The organism is Camelimonas fluminis, from assembly GCF_014656355.1.
GTDB classification, from domain to species: domain Bacteria; phylum Pseudomonadota; class Alphaproteobacteria; order Rhizobiales; family Beijerinckiaceae; genus Camelimonas; species Camelimonas fluminis.
Genome location: NZ_BNCG01000001.1, coordinates 579,935 through 602,264, shown reverse-complemented (window position 1 = coordinate 602,264; position 22,330 = coordinate 579,935). Strand labels below are relative to the sequence as shown.

The 22,330-nt window shown below is 65.8% G+C and carries 18 protein-coding genes and 2 CRISPR repeat arrays; of the genes, 8 read left to right on the top strand and 10 right to left on the bottom strand.

Annotation, left to right across the window (positions count from 1 at the left end):
- Positions 1–17: 17 nt before the first annotated feature.
- The 6 genes from cas7c to IE243_RS02465 all read right to left on the bottom strand — a co-directional run bounded on the left by cas7c (position 18) and on the right by IE243_RS02465 (position 10,842).
- Entirely contained in the window at positions 18–968 is a 951-nt protein-coding gene (gene cas7c, locus IE243_RS02490; protein WP_191317728.1) for a type I-C CRISPR-associated protein Cas7/Csd2, read from the bottom strand.
- Positions 968–2,722, bottom strand: coding sequence for a type I-C CRISPR-associated protein Cas8c/Csd1 (gene cas8c, locus IE243_RS02485; RefSeq protein ID WP_191317727.1), 1,755 nt, complete (start codon positions 2,720–2,722; stop codon positions 968–970). Before cas8c ends, cas7c begins: the two co-directional genes overlap by 1 nt.
- Before the next feature lie 219 nt (positions 2,723–2,941).
- The gene (gene cas5c / locus IE243_RS02480) at positions 2,942–3,640 is read right to left on the bottom strand and encodes a type I-C CRISPR-associated protein Cas5c (protein WP_191317726.1); all 699 of its coding nucleotides are present in this window, start codon (positions 3,638–3,640) and stop codon (positions 2,942–2,944) included.
- A 91-nt stretch (positions 3,641–3,731) separates the two neighbouring features.
- Complete coding sequence (cas3, locus tag IE243_RS02475; RefSeq protein WP_191317725.1) at positions 3,732–6,062, bottom strand: CRISPR-associated helicase Cas3'; 2,331 nt, start codon at positions 6,060–6,062, stop codon at positions 3,732–3,734.
- Between the two features lie 185 nt (positions 6,063–6,247).
- Positions 6,248–6,811: a CRISPR direct-repeat array (repeat unit 32 nt; unit sequence GTTTCGATCCACGCCCCCGCGTGGGGGGCGAC).
- A 100-nt stretch (positions 6,812–6,911) separates the two neighbouring features.
- A CRISPR array of direct repeats spans positions 6,912–8,992; the repeat unit is 32 nt; unit sequence GTTTCGATCCACGCCCCCGCGTGGGGGGCGAC.
- 207 nt (positions 8,993–9,199) lie between these two features.
- Entirely contained in the window at positions 9,200–10,339 is a 1,140-nt protein-coding gene (locus tag IE243_RS02470) for an epoxide hydrolase family protein (protein WP_191317724.1), read from the bottom strand.
- 245 nt (positions 10,340–10,584) lie between these two features.
- Positions 10,585–10,842, bottom strand: coding sequence for a hypothetical protein (locus IE243_RS02465; RefSeq protein WP_191317723.1), 258 nt, complete (start codon positions 10,840–10,842; stop codon positions 10,585–10,587).
- Positions 10,843–11,364: 522 nt separating this feature from the next.
- Between IE243_RS02465 and IE243_RS02460 the strand changes: the two genes are divergently transcribed.
- On the top strand, positions 11,365–12,342 hold the full coding sequence (locus IE243_RS02460; protein WP_244642652.1) for a PaaI family thioesterase: 978 nt from the start codon (positions 11,365–11,367) through the stop codon (positions 12,340–12,342).
- Positions 12,343–12,443: 101 nt separating this feature from the next.
- On the opposite strand, the gene IE243_RS02455 is transcribed toward IE243_RS02460, so the two are convergent.
- Both IE243_RS02455 and cutA read right to left on the bottom strand, forming a co-directional pair.
- Positions 12,444–12,728, bottom strand: a complete 285-nt coding sequence (locus IE243_RS02455; protein ID WP_191317722.1) for a putative quinol monooxygenase — start codon at positions 12,726–12,728, stop codon at positions 12,444–12,446.
- Between the two features lie 513 nt (positions 12,729–13,241).
- Entirely contained in the window at positions 13,242–13,556 is a 315-nt protein-coding gene (gene cutA / locus IE243_RS02450; RefSeq protein ID WP_191317721.1) for a divalent-cation tolerance protein CutA, read from the bottom strand.
- Positions 13,557–13,710: 154 nt separating this feature from the next.
- Here cutA and mbfA point away from each other — a divergent pair, with 154 nt between their 5' ends.
- The 4 genes from mbfA to IE243_RS02430 all read left to right on the top strand — a co-directional run bounded on the left by mbfA (position 13,711) and on the right by IE243_RS02430 (position 17,514).
- Positions 13,711–14,694, top strand: coding sequence for an iron exporter MbfA (gene mbfA, locus IE243_RS02445; RefSeq protein ID WP_191317720.1), 984 nt, complete (start codon positions 13,711–13,713; stop codon positions 14,692–14,694).
- A 216-nt stretch (positions 14,695–14,910) separates the two neighbouring features.
- Positions 14,911–15,684: an NAD kinase gene (locus tag IE243_RS02440; RefSeq protein WP_191317719.1), complete on the top strand. Its 774-nt coding sequence runs from the start codon at positions 14,911–14,913 to the stop codon at positions 15,682–15,684.
- A 263-nt stretch (positions 15,685–15,947) separates the two neighbouring features.
- Positions 15,948–16,454: a MaoC family dehydratase gene (locus tag IE243_RS02435; RefSeq protein WP_244642649.1), complete on the top strand. Its 507-nt coding sequence runs from the start codon at positions 15,948–15,950 to the stop codon at positions 16,452–16,454.
- 187 nt (positions 16,455–16,641) lie between these two features.
- Positions 16,642–17,514 carry an HpcH/HpaI aldolase/citrate lyase family protein gene (locus IE243_RS02430; RefSeq protein ID WP_191317718.1) on the top strand — a complete coding sequence of 291 codons (873 nt, stop codon included), beginning with the start codon at positions 16,642–16,644 and terminating at the stop codon, positions 17,512–17,514.
- Positions 17,515–17,618: 104 nt separating this feature from the next.
- Here IE243_RS02430 and IE243_RS02425 read toward each other — a convergent pair whose 3' ends face one another.
- Together IE243_RS02425 and IE243_RS02420 are read right to left on the bottom strand one after the other, a co-directional pair.
- Positions 17,619–18,230 (bottom strand): flavin reductase family protein, encoded by a 612-nt coding sequence (locus IE243_RS02425; protein ID WP_191317717.1) that lies wholly within the window; start codon positions 18,228–18,230, stop codon positions 17,619–17,621.
- Positions 18,230–18,793 carry a nitroreductase family protein gene (locus IE243_RS02420; RefSeq protein ID WP_191317926.1) on the bottom strand — a complete coding sequence of 188 codons (564 nt, stop codon included), beginning with the start codon at positions 18,791–18,793 and terminating at the stop codon, positions 18,230–18,232. Before IE243_RS02420 ends, IE243_RS02425 begins: the two co-directional genes overlap by 1 nt.
- 232 nt (positions 18,794–19,025) lie before the next feature.
- Here IE243_RS02420 and IE243_RS02415 point away from each other — a divergent pair, with 232 nt between their 5' ends.
- The 3 genes from IE243_RS02415 to IE243_RS02405 form a co-directional block, all read left to right on the top strand.
- On the top strand, positions 19,026–19,202 hold the full coding sequence (locus IE243_RS02415; protein WP_191317716.1) for a hypothetical protein: 177 nt from the start codon (positions 19,026–19,028) through the stop codon (positions 19,200–19,202).
- A gap of 14 nt (positions 19,203–19,216) precedes the next feature.
- On the top strand, positions 19,217–20,227 hold the full coding sequence (locus IE243_RS02410; protein WP_244642642.1) for an RgsD C-terminal domain-containing protein: 1,011 nt from the start codon (positions 19,217–19,219) through the stop codon (positions 20,225–20,227).
- 105 nt (positions 20,228–20,332) lie between these two features.
- Positions 20,333–22,330: AI-2E family transporter (locus IE243_RS02405; protein ID WP_191317715.1), on the top strand; the 1,998-nt coding region annotated here is incomplete at its 3' end.

Here is a 22,330-nt window from a genome sequence, read left to right as displayed (position 1 = left end):
GCCCGACGTTTCCCGGCTCAGAGGATTTCCAGCACCTCCACCTGATCGGGAATGGCCGCGCGGTCAATGGCCACCTCATAGTCGGCGAAGCGACGCGGCGGCGGCAGATTGTCCAGCCGCCGGCTGGCCGGATCGTAGCTGTCGCCGTCGACGCTCCGCAGCACCTTCACCGCGTCGAACAACCGGTGCGCCGGGGCGTTGCCAAGGGTTGAGCCATGTTTGAAGGCAATGATCTTGCGCGCCGTCATCTCGCCGCGCGCGGCCGACCGGTCATGCTCGAACATGTTGGCCAGCGCCTCGAACAGCAACTGCATGTCAGCTTCGGAGAAGCCGGTGCGCCCGGCGAGGCTGGCGTTGACGAAGATGTGGGCGCGATAAAGCCCATAAGGCACGATATATTTGCGGCCCATGGTGCGGTTTTCGGTGCGGCCCTCGCCGTCTTCCTTGTCCCGGTCCGCCTTCTCCTTCTCTGTGGTGGCGGCCATGCGAGTGATGGTGATCTCCATCGGCATGATTGGCTCGACCGATGAGGCGAAGGCCAGTTGCACCGGCCCGCGCACCTGGCCAGCATTGATGCCGGTGCTCATCACCGCGCCAAAGGTGCGCACGTCGAAGAAGTTCTCGCACATGAAGCCAGTGACCGCGCGCGCCTCGTCGTCGCTCTGCGGGTTGAGCTTCTTCTCCTTGTCCACCTTGGCGTCGCCGGGGCGCTTCGCCTTGTAGGCCTCGCGGTGGCGCTCGTTAAGAATGGAGCCTTCCTGAACGTAAATCCGGTAGCCCGGCTCGGCACCCTTCGCCAGCTCCACATAGTTGCGAATCTTGCGCTTCAGCGACACGTCGGTGACGAGACCGTGGTTGGTCTCCGGATCGATGCGCGGCAGATTGCCGGCGTCCGGATCGCCATTGGGGTTGCCGTTGGTGACCTCGAACAGGAAGACAATGTCATAGCGGTTGGCGAGCGTCGTCATCAGGCGTCATCCCCCTCGGCGTCGGCTTCAGCGGCCTTGTCAGATTTGGCGAAGTATTTGTTGCGCTGGTGGTAGTAGCCGAGGGCGAACAGCGCCTGGCTCTTGTCGGAGAGATTGGCGGGGAACGGGTCGGACGATGGCTCCATCATCTCCATGATGCCAGCGATGTCCCGCTCAAGATTGACCATTCGCCCGCGCTGCTGCTTGCCGAGTCGCGACAGATGGTTCTGCGACAGGCTGGCGAGGGTGGTGAACACCTTGCGCGGGTGCGCGGCGGCGGCGCCGTAATATTTGTCAGTCACCGAGGCGTTGACGTCGCCCAGCGCCGCATACTGGATCTGCTGGTAGACGGCGAACAGCCGGCCGAGCACATAGCCCGGGTCCTTACAGGTTGGGTCGAGCGCCACGGGAGCCCCCACATCAAAGTTCCGGATCAGGATGGATTTGAGCATCGCCACGCGGGTGGCGTTGATGTTGTGATCGGCGCGGATGCGCATCAGCACGGCGTTGAGCAGCGTCAGCGGATAGGGTGCGCCGCTGAGGATGGCGCGCATCCAGTCGCCCGCGAGATTGGGCGGAATGTTCTCGCGCTTGCGCAGCGTCGCCGTCTCCAGCAGCATTCGCCACAGCGACAGGGTGTTGCGCGGCGGCGGCTCAATGTGCAGCCTCTCCTGGTGCTCCGCCACCGACTTGGCCAGCACGCCGAAATCATCTTCGATATAAAAGCGCACGGAGATGCGCGCGGCGTTCGGCGCCAAACCGACCACATAAAACCGCACGCCCGGGGCCAGCGCCGCCGACCAGTCTGGAACCGACAGGCCCTCCCGCACCCGCTTCAGGGCGTCGCCAACCCGCTTCGCCTCAACCTCGTCGTCGACATCGAAGAAAAAAGCGAAAATCTCCGCCGCCGCTTCGTTGGCGGCCTCGTCATCGCCATCAGCCCAGAACACCGTCGAGGCGTCGCCGATTTGCAGGCGATGGCCGCTGTCCCGGTCGAGAAACTGGTTAAGCATGCCCGTGTAGGCGGCTGCCGCCGCCTCCGACACCGGCGCGTTGTCGCCCTGCTCGTTGCCATAGGAGGTAAAGGCGTCGAGGTTGAACGACACGATGGACGCGCCGGACGACTGGGCGCCCCAGACCCCCTTGATCGCCGGATGCAGTCGCGCCACGGGTCCCCGGCGACCACTGACCAGGCATAGCGCGGTGTTTTTGTCGCCCCCGCCGGACAACCCGGCCCATATGGCCTGCGCCGCCGGCCGGTCGTGAATGCGGATATTGGCCAGACGCTCGCTCTCCAGGGCAAAGACCACGTTCTGGTCCTTCATGTCCTCCGGCCAGCCCAGTTCGGTAAAACGCGCCGGTCGCCACCAGTCCAGGAAGCCAAGGAAGGCGGACAGGCCCTCATCCTTCTCGCCAGCCAGCCACTCCCGATGGCTATCGATAAAGGCGGCGTGCTCACGCGCCGTGCGCTTGCCGTCGCCAGCGGTGACGCCCAGCACGTAAGCCGTCTTGTCCCAGAGAAAGTTTGGCGCGACGCCTGAGGTGCGCTTGGCCGGCTGCGGAACCGGGAGCGACCTGGGGCTACGCTTGCGCCCCTCCCCCTCGCGCAGATCCACGGGCGCGCCCGCCGGCGTTCCATCGGCTTGCAATGAAATCAGCCAGGAGATTTTCTCCTGCGAGAACCCAAACGGCGGCGCCTCGCCGCGCGCGGCCCGACGCTCATAGGCCTGGGCCAATGAGGCCAGCATGGTCATCCGTCGCCCTCCCAAGGCGGGACCGCCGCCCGCTTTTTCGAATGACATACGTTTTAGGTTTCAACCCACGCCTCACGCAGGAGAGGCACAACCAGATCTGGGCGCGACCTATCCCACAGCAGTCTTCCGACCTTCGAAGCGACAAAAGGCAGCGGCCCCCCGCGCAATTAACTTCCTATTGCCGCGGAATGTCAATTTCCTAAAACGTATTTCATAAATCTATCGCAACACCTCCGGCGAATCCGGCGCTGGTATCCGCACCACGCCCCTGTCCAGCGTCGCCCGGAAGAACATCGACGCGCGATCGCCGCCGTGATCGATATCGTAGAGCATGAAGCCGAGATCGCGCGGCTCGCCAAAGCCAAGCCCCCGGCGCGCCTCGTCCTCAGGCCCGGGCTCCGGCATCGGCGCATCCGCTTCGATCAGGCTGAAGTCGGCGGGGAACTCGCGCGTTCCCAGGCACGGCTGGTGAAAGCATTGGCCCTTGCGGGCGCGCCGGTTGAAGATGTCGAGATGCTTGCCGTCCGTATCATCCGGCCCGGCCCGCCCGGTGTGTGCGAAGTGGGCGCAGATGACATAGTCAACGTCGGACAGCAGGGTTGCCGCGCGCTGCTGGCGATTGTCGTCCACCACCAGCGTCAGATCGCCGATATCGCCGGATTTCATCGCCCGCCGCACCGACGCCGCCGGCGTCTTCGCGCCAACCTCGTTGCGGCGGATCGACTGGAAGCGGATCGGCTTCAGCACGTGAATTTCGTCGACAATCCAGCGGATCGCCGGTTTCCAGTAGATCGCCTCAAGTATTCCGCGCGCCGCCGACGGCGTCATCACGTCGTAGGATACGCGCTCCACCTTCATTTCTGGCCGGGTAAAAGAGGCGAATTTGCCGCGAACCCGCAATCGCACGCCGTAACTCACGATTCCCCCCAACCATTTCTGGCAATTCTTGCCAAAATACAATCACTTCATGTACATCAAGGCAACTACAACCAAAGTATGGGCCTGCGGGTCAGAATATATATTGCTCCAGCCCCATGGAATCGGCCTGTTCCCACACCAACCCCGCCTCCGCGCTGTACAGATCGCCCCGCGTCAACACCGCGAACTGCTCGCCGAAGCCGTCCAGAAATCTGGCGTGGCCGTTCTCGATCAGCAGCTTGCGATAACGCGGCGGAATCTGGACGATCCACGATTGCAGCTTGCGCGCCTGCTCCCCCACCGGGGCTCCGGCCAGCAGCGCGGCGATTGCATCGCGCGGCTCGTCCTCCTGCGCGATGATGACCGGCGCCATGCCGTCCTCGATGAAGCGGAACGCCTCGCCGCATGTCCTGTAGCTGAACGCCGGCTGGCCGGCGCTGACGCCAAACAGGTCCGCCACGGCCGCGTTCTGGGAGCGCCCGTCCCGATCCTTCACCTTGACCTGATCCAGGCCGTCGCCCTTCCCCCAATAGACCTCCTGGAAATACAGCGTGATGGCGTCGCGGGCGAAGAAATCCGCCCTTTCCGATGTCGCGCGACCGAAGGCCGCCGCCAGTTGCTGGATCACCGGCGGCGATTTCACTTCAGCCGGCGTGAACACATCAACGAAGCTCTCGCTGGCCGGACGTTCGCCCTCGCGATTGCAGCGTCCCGCCGCCTGAATGATGCTGTCGAGCCCGGTTTCCGCCCGCCAGACACGCGGAAACGACACGTCGACGCCGGCTTCGATGAGGCTGGTGGCGATGACCCGGCATGGCTCCCCGGCTTTCAGGCGCCGGCGCACGTCCGCCAGTATTTGCCGCCGGTGCGCGGCAGTCTGACGGGTGGTGAGGTGGACCACGCCGTTGAGCCCCGCTTCCTTTGCCGCGAGATACAGCGCCCGCGCATGCACGCGGTTGTTGACGATGACCAGCCCCTGCGGACTCTCACCCAATTCCCCGACAAGCTCCACATCCGTCAGCACGCCGCGCAGCCGTGGCGTCACCCGCCTGAGCGCCGCATGCAGCGCGTCCGGATCGGGCGCCAGCTCCGTCACCTGTTCAAAGCCGCCCAGAAAATCCGGCGCCAGCAACGCCGGCTGCGTCGCGGTGCACAGCACCACCGTGCAACCGTAATTGCGCACGAGTTCATCCAGCGCCGCCACGCAGGGCCGCAGCAGATTGAGCGGAATGCTCTGCGCCTCATCCAGCACGATCACGGCATTGCACAGATTGTGCAGCTTGCGGCAACGCGCCGGCCGCGCCGAAAACAGGCTCTCGAACAGCTGCACGTTGGTGGTGACCACCAGCGGCGCGGCCCAGTTTTCCATGGCGAGGCGCAGCTTCTGGATACCCTCGAAGCCAACCGCCTGGGCGCCTTCCTCGGGGGCCGACGCCGCATCAAACCCGGAATGATGCTCCAGCACCACCGGCCGGTTGTCGTCATCGCCGAACACCGCCCGCATGATGCCGGCCGTCTGCTCGACGATCGAGGTGAACGGGATGCCGTAGACGATGCGGTCCATGCCATGATGGCGCGCATGTTCCAGCGCGAACGCCAGCGAAGACAGGGTCTTGCCGCCGCCGGTGGGCACGTCGAGCGTGAACACGCCTCTGGGCAACGTCGCCTTGCCCCGCACCTGCGTCAGAATATCGCTGCGCAACCGGTTAAGCGGCGAGGTCCGCGCTGCCTCCGGCATGGAAGCCGCTCTCGCCGCCATATAGGCGTCGAAGGCGGCGACCAGATCGCCAGCAATCTCCGGCAGTTGCGGCCACTCCCGGTCGACTGGCCCCCGCCCCTCCACCCGGGCGCAATAAGCCTCGGTGCACAGGCGATCCGCGTCCACCAGACATGAAAACAACATGCGCCCGAGGAACGCGAGCTGAAACGCCGACCGCTTTTTGTCCGCGCCCTGATACGGATTGAAACGCTCTGGCGCCAGTTGCGCCGTCCCGGCCGTCACCGCATCGCGCCAACCGGAAAACAGCGCCGGCAGATCCGTGCGCGCCAGCCGGTTCTCAAGGCAGCCCTCATCAAGGCCATGATCTGGCAACCCCGCATGATGACCGGCGATGCCATAGGCCGCGACACGGGCGAACAGCCTGTCATGGGGCGCCGACGCGAGGCCAATGATCTCGCGCGCGCCGGCCGTGGAGTGGTCCGGCCCCCTGGCGCGCTGCCCGCGAATGTATTGCTGAAACTCCCGGGTGAACTTCCCGAGATCGTGCAGCTGCCCGGTGAGCATCGCCAGACGGCTGAGGCCGAACTTGCCGGCAAAACCACCGGCCATATCGCCAACCGCCTGCAAATGAGCCGGACACGTCTCCCAATCCGCCGTATCCGGATTTGACGACGAATGCGCGAAATACTGTTCCAGATCCATCACTACCCCCCAGCGTGCGGATCAACAGAACCCCAGACTGGACGATCAACATCCGCGCTCAAAGCCGGGATGCGGCGATATCCACCGCTTTGCGCATGACCGCGCCAGAGGCGCATTCCGATGAAAGCGCGCCCTCGCCCCGCCGGTGGGGCGAACACTTTGCCGTAGACCGAACGAGATTAGCAGGTTCAATCCACGCCCCGGCGTGGGAGGCGACGCGCTCCCTTTCCGGAGATCGGGATCAGTTCAACGTTTCGATCCACGCCCCCGCGTGGGGGGCGACGCCATGCCCTCTCGTTCGATTCGGATCCGCATCAGTTTCGATCCACGCCCCCGCGTGGGGGGCGACCTTCCCGCCTTGCCGGAGCATGCCGGTCTCGCCCCGTTTCGATCCACGCCCCCGCGTGGGGGGCGACTTCCTTGCCGTGCTCACGAACGGCGGCCTGCTGTGTTTCGATCCACGCCCCCGCGTGGGGGGCGACTGTGCTGATGAGCGCTCGCGACCGCGCCGCCAGCGTTTCGATCCACGCCCCCGCGTGGGGGGCGACGCGGCTTGCCAGTGCTGAAGCGGTAGGCCAAGGGGTTTCGATCCACGCCCCCGCGTGGGGGGCGACATACGCGCCTCAACGTCGATCGTCTCGGTAACCGCCGTTTCGATCCACGCCCCCGCGTGGGGGGCGACCAAGACTGTGTAGAGGTAGGCGACACCGTCATTCTGTTTCGATCCACGCCCCCGCGTGGGGGGCGACTTGCCCCGGCTGCGCTGGCTTATGCAGCCACGCAGTTTCGATCCACGCCCCCCGCGTGGGGGGCGACCAAACGCCTCCATTGCCTTGGCTGGCGTGTCTCCGTTTCGATCCACGCCCCCGCGTGGGGGGCGACCTTGTCCTGTCGTGGGTCAACGACGTTGGTATGACGTTTCGATCCACGCCCCCGCGTGGGGGGCGACGCAACCTCTTGCTTGTCACGCCAGTCATCGGGGTTTCGATCCACGCCCCCGCGTGGGGGGCGACGTCCAGCCGTTGACGGTGCCGCGCATGATGTCGCCGTTTCGATCCACGCCCCCGCGTGGGGGGCGACTCTTGGGGGGCAAGATGCTGAAAGCTGATACTGTGTTTCGATCCACGCCCCCGCGTGGGGGGCGACAAAAGCCTGTTCGATCAGATACTTGTGGCCATTATGTTTCGATCCACGCCCCCGCGTGGGGGGCGACCCAAGGGTAAAGCCAATGCCGCCCCCGAGCTGGGTTTCGATCCACGCCCCCGCGTGGGGGGCGACCTGCGAGCATGGCGGCAGGTGTCAGAGACGAGTTGTTTCGATCCACGCCCCCGCGTGGGGGGCGACGTGGCCGGCATGGTCGATATCGACGTGGGGCTGTCGTTTCGATCCACGCCCCCGCGTGGGGGGCGACGTCATGGCCTTGACCAGCCCCTCGCGCAGCGGAGTTTCGATCCACGCCCCCGCGTGGGGGGCGACGATATTCCGTCTTCAGATATTCGAGGATCTCCGAGTTTCGATCCACGCCCCCGCGTGGGGGGCGACCGCCGCCGGGCTGCACGTTGTCGTGGATGTGGTTCAGGTTTCGATCCACGCCCCCGCGTGGGGGGCGACTTTTCGTGACCCGGTTATCCGGGCCCGGATGCTGGGTTTCGATCCACGCCCCCGCGTGGGGGGCGACGCCAATGGCGGCCGCCAAGCGGTGCGCGCCGCTGTTTCGATCCACGCCCCCGCGTGGGGGGCGACGCAGCCCGAGCCGCCATGCCAGCCGGAGGATTTGTTTCGATCCACGCCCCCGCGTGGGGGGCGACCACGGGGCCTTCTCATCAACCTGATCTATCTCAGGGTTTCGATCCACGCCCCCGCGTGGGGGGCGACCCGCCGGAGCCATGGGTTGCCGCAATTGGCAACAAGTTTCGATCCACGCCCCCGCGTGGGGGGCGACGCAGGTCGACATAGGCGCGCTCGGCGGTCGAGGTGTTTCGATCCACGCCCCCGCGTGGGGGGCGACCATCTCGGATCCCGCGTGTTCCGGCTTCATGTCCTGTTTCGATCCACGCCCCCGCGTGGGGGGCGACCTGGCCGGCAGCTGGAATACAGCTGGCGCGATGAGGTTTCGATCCACGCCCCCGCGTGGGGGGCGACGGTCTTTGGTCGCCTAGACGTTGGACACGTCAGCGTTTCGATCCACGCCCCCGCGTGGGGGGCGACAGGGCAAGCGCGGCGTTAGCGCCGCGCCATGGGGTTTCGATCCACGCCCCCGCGTGGGGGGCGACGGTTGACTTTGTTCCAAGCAAAAACAGTCCGGAGTTTCGATCCACGCCCCCGCGTGAGGGGCGACCGCCGCGATCTCTGACGTCGAGTCCGGCAAGCGCGTTTCGATCCACGCCCCCGCGTGGGGGGCGACGTGTCCATGGCTTCGACGAGCGCCGGCGTGCCGGTTTCGATCCACGCCCCCGCGTGGGGGGCGACTCGCCCAGCCAGGTGAGGCTGAAGCCGCCGGTGGCGTTTCGATCCACGCCCCCGCGTGGGGGGCGACCTGCGGATTGACCGGCGCCAGCTGCGTCAGCAGCTGTTTCGATCCACGCCCCCGCGTGGGGGGCGACCGTCGTCGTCGCGGACGGTGACGAAATACTGACCGTTTCGATCCACGCCCCCGCGTGGGGGGCGACCGCCCCGACCTGCACGGCCAGCACCGCGAGTTGTTTCGATCCACGCCCCCGCGTGGGGGGCGACAAGGCTCCGGCAAGTCTTTGCTTGGAGAGATTATGTTTCGATCCACGCCCCCGCGTGGGGGGCGACGATAACCTCGCCATGGCCCGTCATCTGGACCAGGGTTTCGATCCACGCCCCCGCGTGGGGGGCGACGCCGTCGAGCGTCACGGTTCTCGCCTACGTCTGGTTTCGATCCACGCCCCCGCGTGGGGGGCGACGGCTATCTGATAACCTGAAGATTCCGCGAAATGAAATCCGGCGTCAGCGCGAAGCGTGGGCCGGATATGGCGTTGTCGGCCTGGCGGAGGGCTGGGCATGGAGGGAATGTCTGGCCTGGCAAGGATTTGCGCCGGGCGCGAACCGCCTGGGCTTTTCGGGCCAGCTTGGGGTTCGCGCGCGACTTCTTCCTCGTTCCGGCCGGGGGGTCAGCGAAACGGGCGCAGCGCAGCGCGCAGTTCGTTGACGAACAGCTCGGGCTGTTCGAAGGCGGCGAAGTGGCCGCCACGATCGAGTTCGTTCCAGTAGACAATATTGCCGAAGCGCCGCTCCGCCCAGCGCCGCGCCGGTGGGGAAATGTCCTTCGGAAAGATGCTCGCGGCTACCGGAACCCGCACCTCGCCGTCGGAGAAGGGCCGGAAACTCTCCCAGTATAGCCGGCCGGACGAACCGGCGGTCGCCGGCAGCCAGTACAGCATGATGTTGTCGAGCAGCTCGTCGCGGGTCAGCACGGCAAGCGGATCGCCATTACAATCCGTCCACTCGAAAAACTTCTCGAAGATCCATGCCGCCTGGCCAGCGGGCGAATCCGTCAGGCCATAGGCCAGGGTTTGTGGGCGGGTGCTCTGCTGCACCGCGTAGCCGTTGCCCTGGTCGCGATAATAGCGGGCCCGGGCCAGCAGCGCCTTCTCCCTGTCGTCCATGTCGTCGCGCTGGTCGCGCCCTGGCGGAGCCGTCACCATGTTGAGGTGAATGGCGGCGAGACCGGGTGGGGCCGCCTCGCCCATGGCGATGCTGATGGCCGAACCCCAGTCGCCGCCTTGCGCCACATAATGCCGGTAGCCAAGACGCCGCATCAGTTCAGCCCAGGCAGCGGCGATGCGTTGCGTTGTCCACCCCGCCGCCGTGGGCTTGCCGGAAAAACCGTAGCCGGGGATGGAAGGCGCCACGACGTGGAAGGCATCGGCCGGATCGCCGCCATAAGCGGCGGGATCGGCCAGCGGCCCGATAATCTTGTGAAATTCGATCACCGAACCCGGCCAGCCGTGAGTGATGATCAGCGGCAGGGCGTCTGGAGTGGGCGAACGCCGGTGAATGAAATGGATGTCGACGCCGTCGATCTGCGTCATGTGCTGGCCGAAGCCGTTCAGCATCGCTTCACAGCGGCGCCAGTCATAGGCGCGCAGCCAGTAATCGCAGAGGTCCTGCACGGCGACGAGCGGCGCTCCCTGGCGCAGGTCGTCCACGGTTTCCTTTTCCGGCCACCGGGTGCGCGCCAGGCGCTGGCGCAGATCATCCAGCGCCTCCTCCGGCACGCCCAGATGAAACGGCCTGACAGCTTCCGCCATGCTTCCTCCCCGACATGCTCGCATGTCTGATCCTGTTGACCTGACAACAGACAGCATTCGCGGCGAAGGGGAAAGCCTGATAATGCGCAGGAAAAGGGGGCTGCCCTTTCAGCGGCGCGACGGCTAACGCCGTCGCGCCCCTGGATCAGGCAGATCGCCTGTCCAGCATATGGGACAGGAACGGATCAACCATTCATGTCAAAGCGCCGCCACAATCCGACGTGAACGGATCCGGCGCTGGCGCGTTACTTGCCCTTAACTTCGGCGAGCAGCTCGTCATACATCTTGCAGGCTTCCGCCATGGAGCCCGGGGCCTGCTGTTTTGCCTGGATTTCCTGCATGCGTTGGGTGACTTCCATCGCCTTTTTCTGATCCTTCGCCGCCAGCGTCTGCAATGACGTTGACAGTTCGGTCGCCTTGGCGGTGATGTCCTCGTTCGTGCAGGCAAAGGCCGAAACCGGCGCCAGGGCCGCGACGACGACGAAGATCCTCAGAATTTTCACTTTATCTGTCCTCCAGTGCGCCCGGCTGACGCGGCCGAAGCCGCCAGCGCCGGGACATCCTTTCGGTTAATGTGGCGGAACCCTCCCCCCGGCGGGGCAAGAAGGGACTCCGGCGTAACGGCGCGGCCAGAGCCAAAACCCGTTCATCCTGAAGGACCGCGCCGGGCCCTGTTTGCGCGATTCAGCCACTGATCCCCAATCACAATCGCAGCAGGAGGCAATAAAACCGGTGGCGGCGTGTGATTTCCGCCCGCCCGCCCGCCCGCGCTGGCGCATGGCGGCCAAGCCGCCCGATGTCTCATGTTGCCGCAAACAGGAAAATGGGCCACTAAGCCTGCAGAAGCCATGCTCCCTGTGGGCGTGGCCAATGCTTTGATACGGGCGACATGCGGGAGACGCAGCTCGGGCGGGCAGGCCGGAACGCCAGCCGCCGTCAGTCAGCGGCTTCATCAGGCGAACCCAGGCTGCTGCTTCGCCTGAACGCGCTCTCGTGACGGCGACCTTACGGAGACGAACCAGGCAATGACAACACATGAAGCCGCCGAGGCCCTCGCCGCCAAAGCCCTCGCCGCCGGGGACCTGGCGGACGGCTCCGAGATCGATGCAGATCTGCTCAGGTTCATCGAAGCCCGCATGGCGGGCGGCACGCCGCACGCCCACGCGCTGGGCTTGCGTTTTGAAGCCGCCCGGGTGGGGCAGGCCACCCTCGCCCTGCCGTATCAGAAGCAGTTCGCCGGCGATTCCGAAACCGGCGTCTTGCATGGCGGCGTCATCACCGCCCTGATTGATCACACCGCCGGCGCTTCGGTCCAGCTCAAGAAGGCGATGCGCCAGGCCATCGCCACCCTCGATCTGCGCATTGACTACATGAAGCCGGCGGCCAGCGGCGAAACCGTGCACTGCCGCGCCCACTGCTACAAGATGACGAAGAACATCGCCTTCGTCCGCGCCGAGGCCTATCAGGGCGAAAGCGATCTCATCGCCAATGCGGTGGCCACCTTCATGCTCGCCGCCAACAAGACCAGCCTGAGCGTGCGCCCCGACCGGGAAAAGCTGGAAGAGCTGCCGGTGCGGCCGCCGGCGGCGCCCAGGAGCCCGGACAGCCCCGCCCAGAAGATGCTGGAGCGGATGAGCTACTCCCAGTTCCTCGGGGTGGAGTGCGAGCAGCGCGGCGATGAAGTCACCGCCATCATGCGCTTCGAGCCAAAACTGATCGGCAATCCGTCGCTGCCAGCCCTGCACGGCGGCTCGATCGGCGCATTCCTGGAAAGCACAGCCCTGCTCCAGCTCAGCGCGCAGTTTGGCCAGGGGCGCCCGCCGAAGCCGATCGGCCTCACGATCAATTACCTGCGCTCCGGCCGGCCAGTCGACACTTACGCCCGCTGCCGCATCACCAAGGAAGGCCGCCGCGTCGTCTCGGTGATGGTTGAGGCCTGGCAGGATTCCCAGGACAAGCCGATCGCCACCGCCTATGGCCACTTCCTGCTGCGCCAGGAATAACCACGACGGTGCATGTGGGGCGCCATGAAGAGAGCGCCCACGGCAAACAAAAAAGGGCCGCCCCAAGGGGCGGCCCTGTGTTTCGCTGGCGCTGGAGCCTCTCAGGCTTCCTGCAGCACTTCCACCGACGGCGGCCCGGCCATGAACTGGCCCATTTCCTTGCCGAGCGAACGGAAGTGATCGGATTTGCGGTGCGCTTCGATGGCGGCCTGATCCTTGTAGCGCTCGATGAACACGTACACGGTCGGATCATCGGTCTTGTGCAGCGCGTAATACTCGCAGCCCGGCTCGTTGGCGCTCACCTTCGCCTGCAATTCCTTGGCGACCTTCTCAAAAGAAGCGCCCTCGCCTTCCTTGACCTTGATCCTTGCAACGATCGAAACCATGCGTCTTCCTCCAGTCGACGTCCCGCCGGCAGATTGTGCGGATAACAGGACGTCTCTTTTTGCGTTTTGGCCGCAAGACGGAAACGTGTCGCCAGGCTGGAAGCCAGGCGACGTCCCCGTCAATCGGGTTGTTCAGGCATAGAACAAGTTGGGCCGATATGGAAACGGCTGATAACAGGGCGCCCCCTGCGTGTGGAGAACGCCGCAGCGACAGGCCGGGCCAGCCAGGGAGCAGCCTGGAGACAAAAAAACCCCCTCTGAGGGGGTCAGAGGGGGTTGGTCTCATGGAGTGAGTTCCAGCGCGGTCAATCCCGCTTATGCTGGTAGTTAACAGATATTTAACACAAACCGCCCCCTTGGAAAAGCTGATTTTTTTTGCACTCTCTGACGCGTATCGCCCATTCTGTCGCCTGCCCTGACGCGTCCATCGAAAATCCCCTGGGGCAAAGCATTTCGGGCAAGGCGCTCTCTGGCGAAGCGATTTCCGAAGCGCTTTGCGGACAGCCCGCCTTCTCAGTCCGTGACTTGCCGGAGCCAGGCGGCGGTCGCGTCATCCGGCTGGACAGCGAATGCCGCCACCACCGGCGTCTCATAGGGGTGACACTCCCGCAGCCGCGCCGCGGCCCGCTCGCCGACCGTCTCCGGCAATTTAAAGATTGCCACGACCTCCTGGCTCTCCTCGACGGCGGTCCCATAACGATAGATCGATCGCATGCCTGGAATGATGTTGGCGCACGCGACCAGACGGGCGTCCACCAGTTCCCGGGCCACCCGCGCGGCCGCCGCCTCATCGGGAAAGGTCGTGTACAGGAAAATAAACCCGCTCACATCTGCCTCCGGACCTGTCCAGCGCGTTGCGCGCCTCCGTTGTCCCCCGCATCATGAGCGCGCGGCGGCGGCGCGTGAAGCGGGTCGCGTCTTGCCGGGCGACAAAATCTGGAATAATTCTAAATTAGAATTGTTCCAGACAGAAGCGTCATCCATGCTCATGCGTATTTTCAGCGGCGGCCGCAGGCCATTCGATTCCCTGTCAGAGCAGGAAATTCTGGCCCTGGCCATCTCCTCCGAGGAGGACGACGCCCGGATTTACCTTGCCTACGCCGATGGCCTCCGGGGCAGCTTTCCGGATACGGCGCGGATTTTCGAGCGGATGGCGGCCGAGGAGCACGCCCATCGCGACGCCCTGATCGCCCTGCACCAGGCCCGCTTCGGCGATGTCATTCCCCTGATCCGCCGTGAACACGTCAGCGGCTATTACACCCGCCGGCCGGACTGGCTCGTGCGCCCGCTCGGCGTCGACAAGGTTCGCGCCGCCGCGGCGGCGATGGAGGAGCAGGCCTGGCGTTTCTACGCGACGGCGGCGGAGCGGGTCACCGACGCCGCCACCCGCAAACTGCTCGGCGACCTCGCCCTGCAGGAGAAGCAGCATGAGGCGCTGGCCACGGCGCTGGAGCAGCGGCTGACGCCCAAGGAGGTTCAGGAGGACGAACGCGCCGCCGAGCGCCGGCAAATGATTCTCACCTATATCCAGCCAGGGCTCGCCGGGCTGATGGATGGCTCCGTGTCTACACTGGCGCCGATCTTCGCCGCGGCCTTCGCCACCCAGGACACCTGGCAGACGTTTCTCGTTGGTCTCTCGGCCTCCGTTGGCGCCGGCATCTCCATGGGCTTCACCGAGGCGGTGCATGACGACGGCAAGCTTTCGGGCCGGGGCTCGCCCATCAAACGTGGCCTCGCCTGCGGATTGATGACCACGCTTGGCGGCCTTGGCCACGCCCTGCCTTATCTCATCCGCGATTTCTGGACCGCGACCGCCGTCGCCGTGGCGCTGGTGTTTTGCGAGTTGTGGGCCATCGCGTGGATCCAGAACCGGTTCATGGAGACGCCGTTCTTCCGCGCCGCCCTCCAGGTAGTGCTGGGCGGCGCCCTGGTGCTGTCGGCCGGCATCCTCATCGGGAGCGCCTGATAAACTGGCAAGATAATCTGGCGTCACGATCTGGCGTGACAATCTGGTTTGCCGCATGACCAGGCGCTGTTCGTCTTCTGATCGAAGAGGGGCCATGCTGGCGCGGTTCCCTTGGTCCGCCGGACGTGGCATTCATATCCAGGCGCCATGCTCCGGACCACGTTCGGGAAAGGCGCGTCCCAGCGCCATGCCTTGAGCGGAGCATTCGGGCGGAACATGCCACGCAGTTATTCGTCGATCGGTTTTGTCGCCAGCGATAATCCGGAAGCACAGGATTCCAGGGTCAGGCTGGAAGAACGCTACGGCGGCGTTGATCCCAAACAGGCTTCGGTCGTCGTCGCCCTGGGCGGCGATGGTTTGATGCTGCAAACGCTGCACCGCTTCATGGGACGCGACAAGCCGATCTACGGCATGCATCGCGGCTCGGTCGGCTTCCTGATGAACGACTATTGCGAGGACAACCTGATCGAGCGGCTGGAGGCGGCGCAACGCTCCATCGTCCACCCGCTGCTGATGCGCGCCATCGATCAGAACGGGGTTGAATCCACCGCCCACGCCATCAACGAAGTCAGCATGCTGCGCCAGACCCATCAGGCGGCCAAACTGCAGATCTCAGTCGATGACAAGGTGCGCATGGAGGAGTTGACCGCCGACGGCATACTGGTGGCGACCCCGGCAGGCTCCACCGCCTACAATCTGTCGGCGAACGGCCCGATCCTGCCGCTGAACGCGCCATTGCTGGCCCTGACGCCGCTGGCGCCGTTCCGGCCCCGGCGCTGGCGCGGCGCCCTGCTGCCCAATCACGCCAGGATCGCCATCGAGGTGCTGGAGCCGGAAAAACGGCCGGTCGCCGCCGTCGCTGACGGCCACGAGGTTCGCCGCGTCCGCCGCGTCGAGGTGCGCAAGGATCCTTCGCTGCAACTGGTGCTGCTGCACGATCCAGGTCACAGCCTTGACGAACGCATCCTGCGCGAGCAGTTCGGCTACTAGAGCGCCTTCCGACCAGACGGGGGGCGTCGTCTGGTGGATCAAAATTCGCTCAGAGCAGAGGAAACCGGAGTAATTCCCGACCCATATCGACCGGAGGTTGCTCCGCAGGCGCGCTCCAGAAAAACTGGAAAGCCCCGTTCGCGTCAGGCGAGCGCGTCATTCAGAACGACAACGCAAAATTCCGTTTCGTCGCCTAGGGATTCTGCCCGGACGCCGCCCGGGACACAGCCTCCAAAACAGGCGCGGGACATGAGGGAGCGAGCATGATGGACGTGAACGACATTTCCCCGGTGGACGCCGACGGACGCCACCCGCGCGGCGGCCTGTGGTTCGAGGATTTTACCGTTGGCCGCAGCTTCGCCCACCGCCTGACGCGGACCGTGACCCAGGCGGACAACATGCTGTTCTCCAACATGACGCTCAATCCGCAGCCCCTGCATATCGACGCGCATTTTTGCGCCACCGAGACGGAATGGGGCCGCCCCCTGGTCAACTCGCTGTTCACCCTCGGCCTGATGATCGGCATTTCGGTGAACGACACCACCATGGGCACCACCATTGGCAATCTCGGCATGACCGACGTGCGCTTCCCCGCCCCGCTGTTCGAGGGCGACACCGTGCGCGTCACCACCGAAGTGGCCGCGGCGCGTGGCTCGAAATCCCGCCCGGACGCCGGCGTCGTTGATTTCATCCACCGCGCCTGGAAGCAGGACGGAACCCTGGTGGCCGAGTGCCGTCGCCAGGCCTTCATGCGCCGGCGTCCCGCCTGAATGTTGGTCCGGCGCGAAATCTGGCCATCCCGAACCCGATTTCGCCGCATGATTTCGTTTTGATGCGCTTTCTTCACGCGAGGCGGGGCCTGCTTCGCCGGAAGGCCACCAACCCTTTGATCAGACGCATTTCCTTCACGAAAAGTGGTTTCAACTTTTCTGGACAACACCCTGGCGGACACGACCGATGCGCTCCTTCCTCTTCACACCTGGCGACAGCCTGAAAAAAATGACCAGGGCGCTGGATTCCGGCGCGGACGCGCTGATCCTCGACCTGGAGGATTCGGTCGCCATCAGTCAGAAGGATCAGGCCCGCGTGACCGCCCGCGACTTCATCCGCGAGTCGCGCGACATGGCGGAGCGCCCGCGCCTGTTCGTCCGGGTCAACGCGCTTGATTCAGGCCTGACCGACGCTGATCTCGACGTGGTGATGGCGGCGGCCCCCGATGGCATCGTGCTGCCCAAATCCTCCGGCGGCTCCGACATTTCGCATCTGGCCGCCAAGATCGCCGTGCGCGAAGCCGAGTTCGACCTGCCGGACGGCGCCACCGTCATCATGCCCGTGGCCACGGAAACCGGCGCCAGCATTTTCGGCCTCGGCAGCTACACCGGCGCCAGTCGCCGCCTCATCGCCATGTCATGGGGGGCGGAGGATCTCTCCGCCGATATCGGCGCCCAGGCCAACCGGGACGCGGCCGGCCAGTTCACAGAACCATTCCGCCTTGCCCGTTCGCTGTTGCTGTTTGGCGCCAGCGCCGCCGGCGTCGCCGCCATCGACACCGTGTTCACCAGCCTGAAGGACCTGGACGGGCTCGACCGGGAATGCGCCGACGCCCTGCGCGACGGCTTTTCCGGCAAACTCGCCATCCACCCGGCGCAAATTCCGGTGATCCACGAGCGTTTCACCCCATCCGCCGCCGCCATCGCCGGGGCCCGGGCCATCGTCGAAGCCTTCGCCGCCAACGATACGCTGGGCGTGGTCAATCTCGGCGGCCAGATGATCGACCGGCCGCACCTGCTGCGCGCCCGGCGCACCCTGGCGCGGGCCGGCCTGGCGTAGCGCGGTTTCCAACGCGGTGAATGCCGGCGCAGCGTCACGCCGGTTTGCGCCTTGCAGATCACGGTCGTCAGCAGCTTTCGCGATCTGGCGTCAGCCGCCGCCGCTCAGTCGCCGCCGCCCTGGGGTCGCTTGATGGAAAACACCTCGTTGACCACCGAATAGTCGCGGAATCCAAGACGGGCGATCGGCCGCATCGCCGCCGTGTCGATCATGCCGTCGCGGATAAAGCGGTCGTCGATATAGACGCCGACGACCTGGCCGAGCACCAGCTTCCAGTCGGTGTCGCGGCCCTCCAGATCATCGAGCCGCACGGTCTGCAGGTAGCGGCACTCCAGCGCCGCCGGCGCGTCCCGCACGCGCGGCGGCTTCACCAGCACCGATGGCTCCATCTCCAGGCCGGCGTGGTCGAACTCGTTGACGCCGCGCGCCAGCGGCGCCGAAGTTTCGCTCATGGCGAAGCGCTGGTCCCAGGTGGCGATGCTGCAGGTGAACTCCTTCGTCTCCTCGACAAAGGCGATGGAGTCCTTGTAGCCGCCTGTCGAGAAGCCGACGATCGCCGGATCGGTGGAGAAGCCGTTGAAGAAGCTGTAGGGGGCCAGATTGATCGCCCCCGCGGCGCTCATTGAGCTGATCCAGCCGATGGGGCGCGGCGCCACCAGCGCCTTGAACGGATCATGCGCCAGAAATTCGCGGCGCCGCTCTGCTTCGTAGAACATCAGTCTTCCCCATACCAGGAAACGATTTCGGCCAGGTCCGGCCGCTCGCGATCCGGCGGCGTCGCCGCGGCGGAGCCAATATGGATATAGCCAGCGATCCGTTCATCGGGTCGAACCCCGAGCGCGCCCAGCACCCGCCGGTCGAACGCCAGCCAGCCAGTGAGCCACGAGGTGGCGAAGCCCATGGCGCAGGCGGCCTGGGTCAGGGCCATGCAGACAGCGCCAGCCGACAGCTCCTGTTCCCACAGCGGTATCTTGAAGTGGGGACGCGCCGTGGACACCACTGCGACAATCACCGGAGCCATGGTCATGCGGGCGCGCTCCGCTTCGATCTGCTCCGGTCGCGCCTTCGGCTGATCGGCGCGCGCCGCGGCGGCGATCACTTCGCCAATCCGCTCCCGCCCCTCGCCGGCAATGACAATGAAACGCCAAGGCGCCAGCTTGCCGTGATCCGGCACGCGGCTGGCCAGCCGCAGCAACTCGTCGATCTGCGGCCGCGACGGACCAGGCTCCTTCAGGCCGGCGGGCGGAACCGAACGGCGGGCGGCCATCAGCTTGAGCATCTCAGTCACGGATCACCTGTTCTGGAGCTGTTTCCGATCCACAGGGGCCGGAAACAGCGCGGAGATTTCCTGTTGCGAGCAACGCTATCGACCAGACGCTTCCGTCTGGCCGGAAAGCGCGCTGGCGGACCCATGCGACGTCCAGCGCCACCTGGATCCCTGGCCCCGCCGAACCTCGCATCGCCCGCCTTATAACGTCCGCGAGGCTTGCGTCGCTACCGGCAGTCAGGGCATGACAGCCCGGCGCCTGAAAAACGGCGCGATCAGCCTGCACACAGGCGGGACTGGACAGGGAAAACCCGTTCACACCGGAACGGAATTTTTCTCTATCTCCCTGATTTGGCGCGTTTTCCTGACGCAGGGCCGCATCCGGCCCGCTGAAAAACGCTTCATCGGCGCGGTAAAGTAGCGGGAATGCGAAACGTGAGGAAGCAGACGGTTGCCGCCCTGGCCGCTTTGGCGACGGGCTTCTTTGTTCCGGTCCTTCCCGCCCCGGCCCAGACGGAGGCGCCGGCTGCGCCGAAGATCCAGGAGTTGGCCCCGACAGCGCCTGTCCAGTCTGCTCCGCCGGCGCCGGCTCCTCAGGCTCCCACGCTGGCGACGCCGCCGGCCCATGGCGCGGCAGGCTCGTTGACCGCGCCATTGCCGGAGCCCGAGCCGGCGGAAAAGCTGTTGCGCCTCTCCCTCAGCGCCACTCTTGGCTCCACGCCGGGCCATGGCCTGGCCCTGCACAATGGCCTGGTCTGGCGGATTTACGCCGATACGCCTGACCCATCCGGCGAAATCGCCCGGCCGGTCGCCGAGCTGGCCGACGCAACGCCGACCCTGCGCCTCAAGCCCGGCGTCTACATGGTGCACGCCGCCTATGGCTACGCCAGCGCCATGCAGCGGATCGACCTGACCTCGGACAGCCAGGTCAAGCTGGCCATCAACGCCGGCGGGCTGAAGGTGCTGGGCGCCATCGGCGACGCGCCAATTCCAACCTCACAGATGCGCGTCTCGGTGTTCGTGCCGGTGGGACAGGATCTGGAAGGGCGCCGCGTGGTGGAGAACGCCCCGCCCGGCGTCGTCATCCGGCTGCCGGAGGGCGTCTACCACGTGGTCTCCACCTACGGCGATTCCAACGCCGTCATGCGGTCAGACCTGAAGGTTGAGCCGGGCAAGATCACCGAGGCCACCCTGCACCACCGCGCGGCCACCGTGACCCTCAAACTGGTCCAGGCGCCTGGCGGCGAAGCCTTCGCCGGCACGGCCTTCAGCGTGCTCACCCCCGGCGGCGACGTCATTCGCGAAGAGATCGGCGCCTTCCCGTCGCTGGTGCTGGCGGAGGGCGACTACGTCGTCATCGCCCGCTATGACGGCAAGGTGCACACCCGCGAGTTCAAGGTGGAATCCGGCGCCAACCGCGATGTGGAAGTGCTGGTCAGCCAGTAAAGCGCCGGTCAGCCCGCACGCGGAACGACTTCCCGCTTTTCGCGTTCCCCTTGCGAGGCGCTCCCGATCCCCTGCCGGGCGGGGCCAACCGGGGGACGATCGTATATGGCGCCAGTTCATGATGTCTCCAGCCTTCCCGCCCCCCCTGTCCTGAGCCCATCCCGGAGCAATCCGGATATCGCCCGCCCTTCAACAGCCAGCCTGCTCACACTGGTCGTGCTGGCCGGGCTGCTGTATGTGGGCCGGGAAATCTTCATGCCGCTGGCGGTGGCGATCCTCCTGACTTTCACCCTGGCGCCGATCGTCGGCTTCCTGCGCAAATGGTCGGTGCCGAAGGCGCCGGCGGTGATCCTCACCGTCACCGTGGCTTTCACCATCATCGGCCTGTTCAGCTTCATCATCGCCTCACAGGTCACCAGCCTGGCCAGCAACCTCCCGACCTACCAGGCCAATATCGTCCAGAAGGTGCAGTCGCTGAAGGAGCTGGGCGCCGGCGGCGGGATGATCGACCGCATCAACCGCGCCGTCGCCCGCATCGGCGCCGAGATTGAAAAAACCACCCCGGCGACGCGTGCGGAAGACGCGCCCGCTCCGGCCAGCGAGGCAGCGCCGGCGCAGCCGAAGCAGCAGCCGGTGCCGGTCGAGATCGTCACCCGCGAAGGACCGGTGGAAATCCTGCGCAACGTCATCGTGCCGCTGGTCAGCCCCTTCGCCACCGCCGGCCTGATCATCGTCGTGGTGATCTTCATGTTGCTGGAGCGCGAGGACCTGCGCGACCGTTTTATCCGTCTTGTCGGCGCCGGCGATCTCTATCGCACCACCGAGGCGCTGCAGGACGCCGGCGCCCGCGTCGGCCATTACCTGCTGATGCAACTGGTGGTGAACACGCTTTACGCCGTTCCCATCGCCCTTGGCCTCTGGCTGCTCGGCATTCCCAACGCCATGCTGTGGGGCCTGCTGACCCTGGCGCTGCGCTTCGTGCCCTATATCGGCCCGGTCATCGGCATGATGATCCCGCTGTTTCTCGCCGTCGCCGTTTCACCGGGCTGGACGCTGCTGCTGTGGACTGCGGCGCTGTTCATCGTCGTGGAGCTCATCAGCAACAATGTCATCGAGCCGTGGCTCTACGGCTCCCGCACCGGCCTTTCCGCCATGGCGATCATCGTCGCCGCCATCGTCTGGACCTCGCTGTGGGGGCCGGTCGGCCTTGTGCTCTCCACGCCGATCACCGTCTGCCTGATGGTGCTTGGCCGGCACGTGCCCCAGTTCGCCTTCCTCGACGTCCTGCTGGGCAACAAGCCGGTGCTGGAGCCGCACCAGCGCCTCTACCAGCGGCTTCTGGCCGGCGATCCCCATGAGGCCACCGACAACGCCGAGGACTATCTGGAGACCGAATATCTGGTCGACTATTACGGCCGCATTGGCCTGCCCGCCCTGCGCATGGGCGAAACCGACCGCCAGCGCGGCGTGCTGGACGAAGAGCAGCGCGCCCGCTTCGCCGCCACCGCCCAGGTGCTGGTCGCCAATCTGACCGACATCGCGCTGGAGGAAGAAGCGGAAGAAGATAACGGACGCACAGAGGCGACGGACGCCGACGGCCCCGCCCCCGCCGCCGGGGCGGCTTCCAGACTGCAACGCGGCGTGCTGGCAAGGCTGCGCGTCGGCAAGGAGCCTGAAACCGGCGCCTCTGACGCGGAGAAGCCGGCGGAGCCCGAACCGTCGGCGCTGGTGTTGCCAGACGGCGAAGGTCGTCATCTGCTGCTGATCGGCGGCCGCAGCGAGCTTGATGACGTGGCGGCGGCGATGCTGGCCCAGACCCTTGAGGCGCAGGGCGCCGAAGCCCGCGTGGCGGCGTCCTCTGACATCGCCGGCTTCGGCCGGCTGGAGCTGCCGCTGGATGAGACCGATACGGTGGTTATCGCCTATCTCAACGTTGCCTCGGCCGCCCATGCCCGCCAGACGGTGCGCCGGCTGAAACGGGCGCGACCAGCCTTGCGCGTCGGCGTGTTCGTGCCGCTGGATGAGGCCGATCCGCCGTTGCCATTCGACGCTCCGGCGATTTACGCCGATTTCATCGCCACCCGGCTGCGCGACGCGGTGCGC

Excerpts from the sequence above, each read along its gene's own strand:
- cas7c (WP_191317728.1), bottom strand. The coding sequence starts at position 968 with ATGACGACGCTCGCCAACCGCTATGACATTGTCTTCCTGTTCGAGGTC.
- cas8c (WP_191317727.1), bottom strand. The coding sequence starts at position 2,722 with ATGACCATGCTGGCCTCATTGGCCCAGGCCTATGAGCGTCGGGCCGCG.
- cas3 (WP_191317725.1), bottom strand. The coding sequence starts at position 6,062 with ATGGATCTGGAACAGTATTTCGCGCATTCGTCGTCAAATCCGGATACG.
- IE243_RS02470 (WP_191317724.1), bottom strand. The coding sequence starts at position 10,339 with ATGGCGGAAGCTGTCAGGCCGTTTCATCTGGGCGTGCCGGAGGAGGCG.
- IE243_RS02460 (WP_244642652.1), top strand. The coding sequence starts at position 11,365 with ATGACAACACATGAAGCCGCCGAGGCCCTCGCCGCCAAAGCCCTCGCC.
- IE243_RS02455 (WP_191317722.1), bottom strand. The coding sequence starts at position 12,728 with ATGGTTTCGATCGTTGCAAGGATCAAGGTCAAGGAAGGCGAGGGCGCT.
- mbfA (WP_191317720.1), top strand. The coding sequence starts at position 13,711 with ATGCTCATGCGTATTTTCAGCGGCGGCCGCAGGCCATTCGATTCCCTG.
- IE243_RS02440 (WP_191317719.1), top strand. The coding sequence starts at position 14,911 with ATGCCACGCAGTTATTCGTCGATCGGTTTTGTCGCCAGCGATAATCCG.
- IE243_RS02435 (WP_244642649.1), top strand. The coding sequence starts at position 15,948 with ATGATGGACGTGAACGACATTTCCCCGGTGGACGCCGACGGACGCCAC.
- IE243_RS02430 (WP_191317718.1), top strand. The coding sequence starts at position 16,642 with ATGCGCTCCTTCCTCTTCACACCTGGCGACAGCCTGAAAAAAATGACC.
- IE243_RS02425 (WP_191317717.1), bottom strand. The coding sequence starts at position 18,230 with ATGTTCTACGAAGCAGAGCGGCGCCGCGAATTTCTGGCGCATGATCCG.
- IE243_RS02420 (WP_191317926.1), bottom strand. The coding sequence starts at position 18,793 with ATGCTCAAGCTGATGGCCGCCCGCCGTTCGGTTCCGCCCGCCGGCCTG.
- IE243_RS02415 (WP_191317716.1), top strand. The coding sequence starts at position 19,026 with ATGACAGCCCGGCGCCTGAAAAACGGCGCGATCAGCCTGCACACAGGC.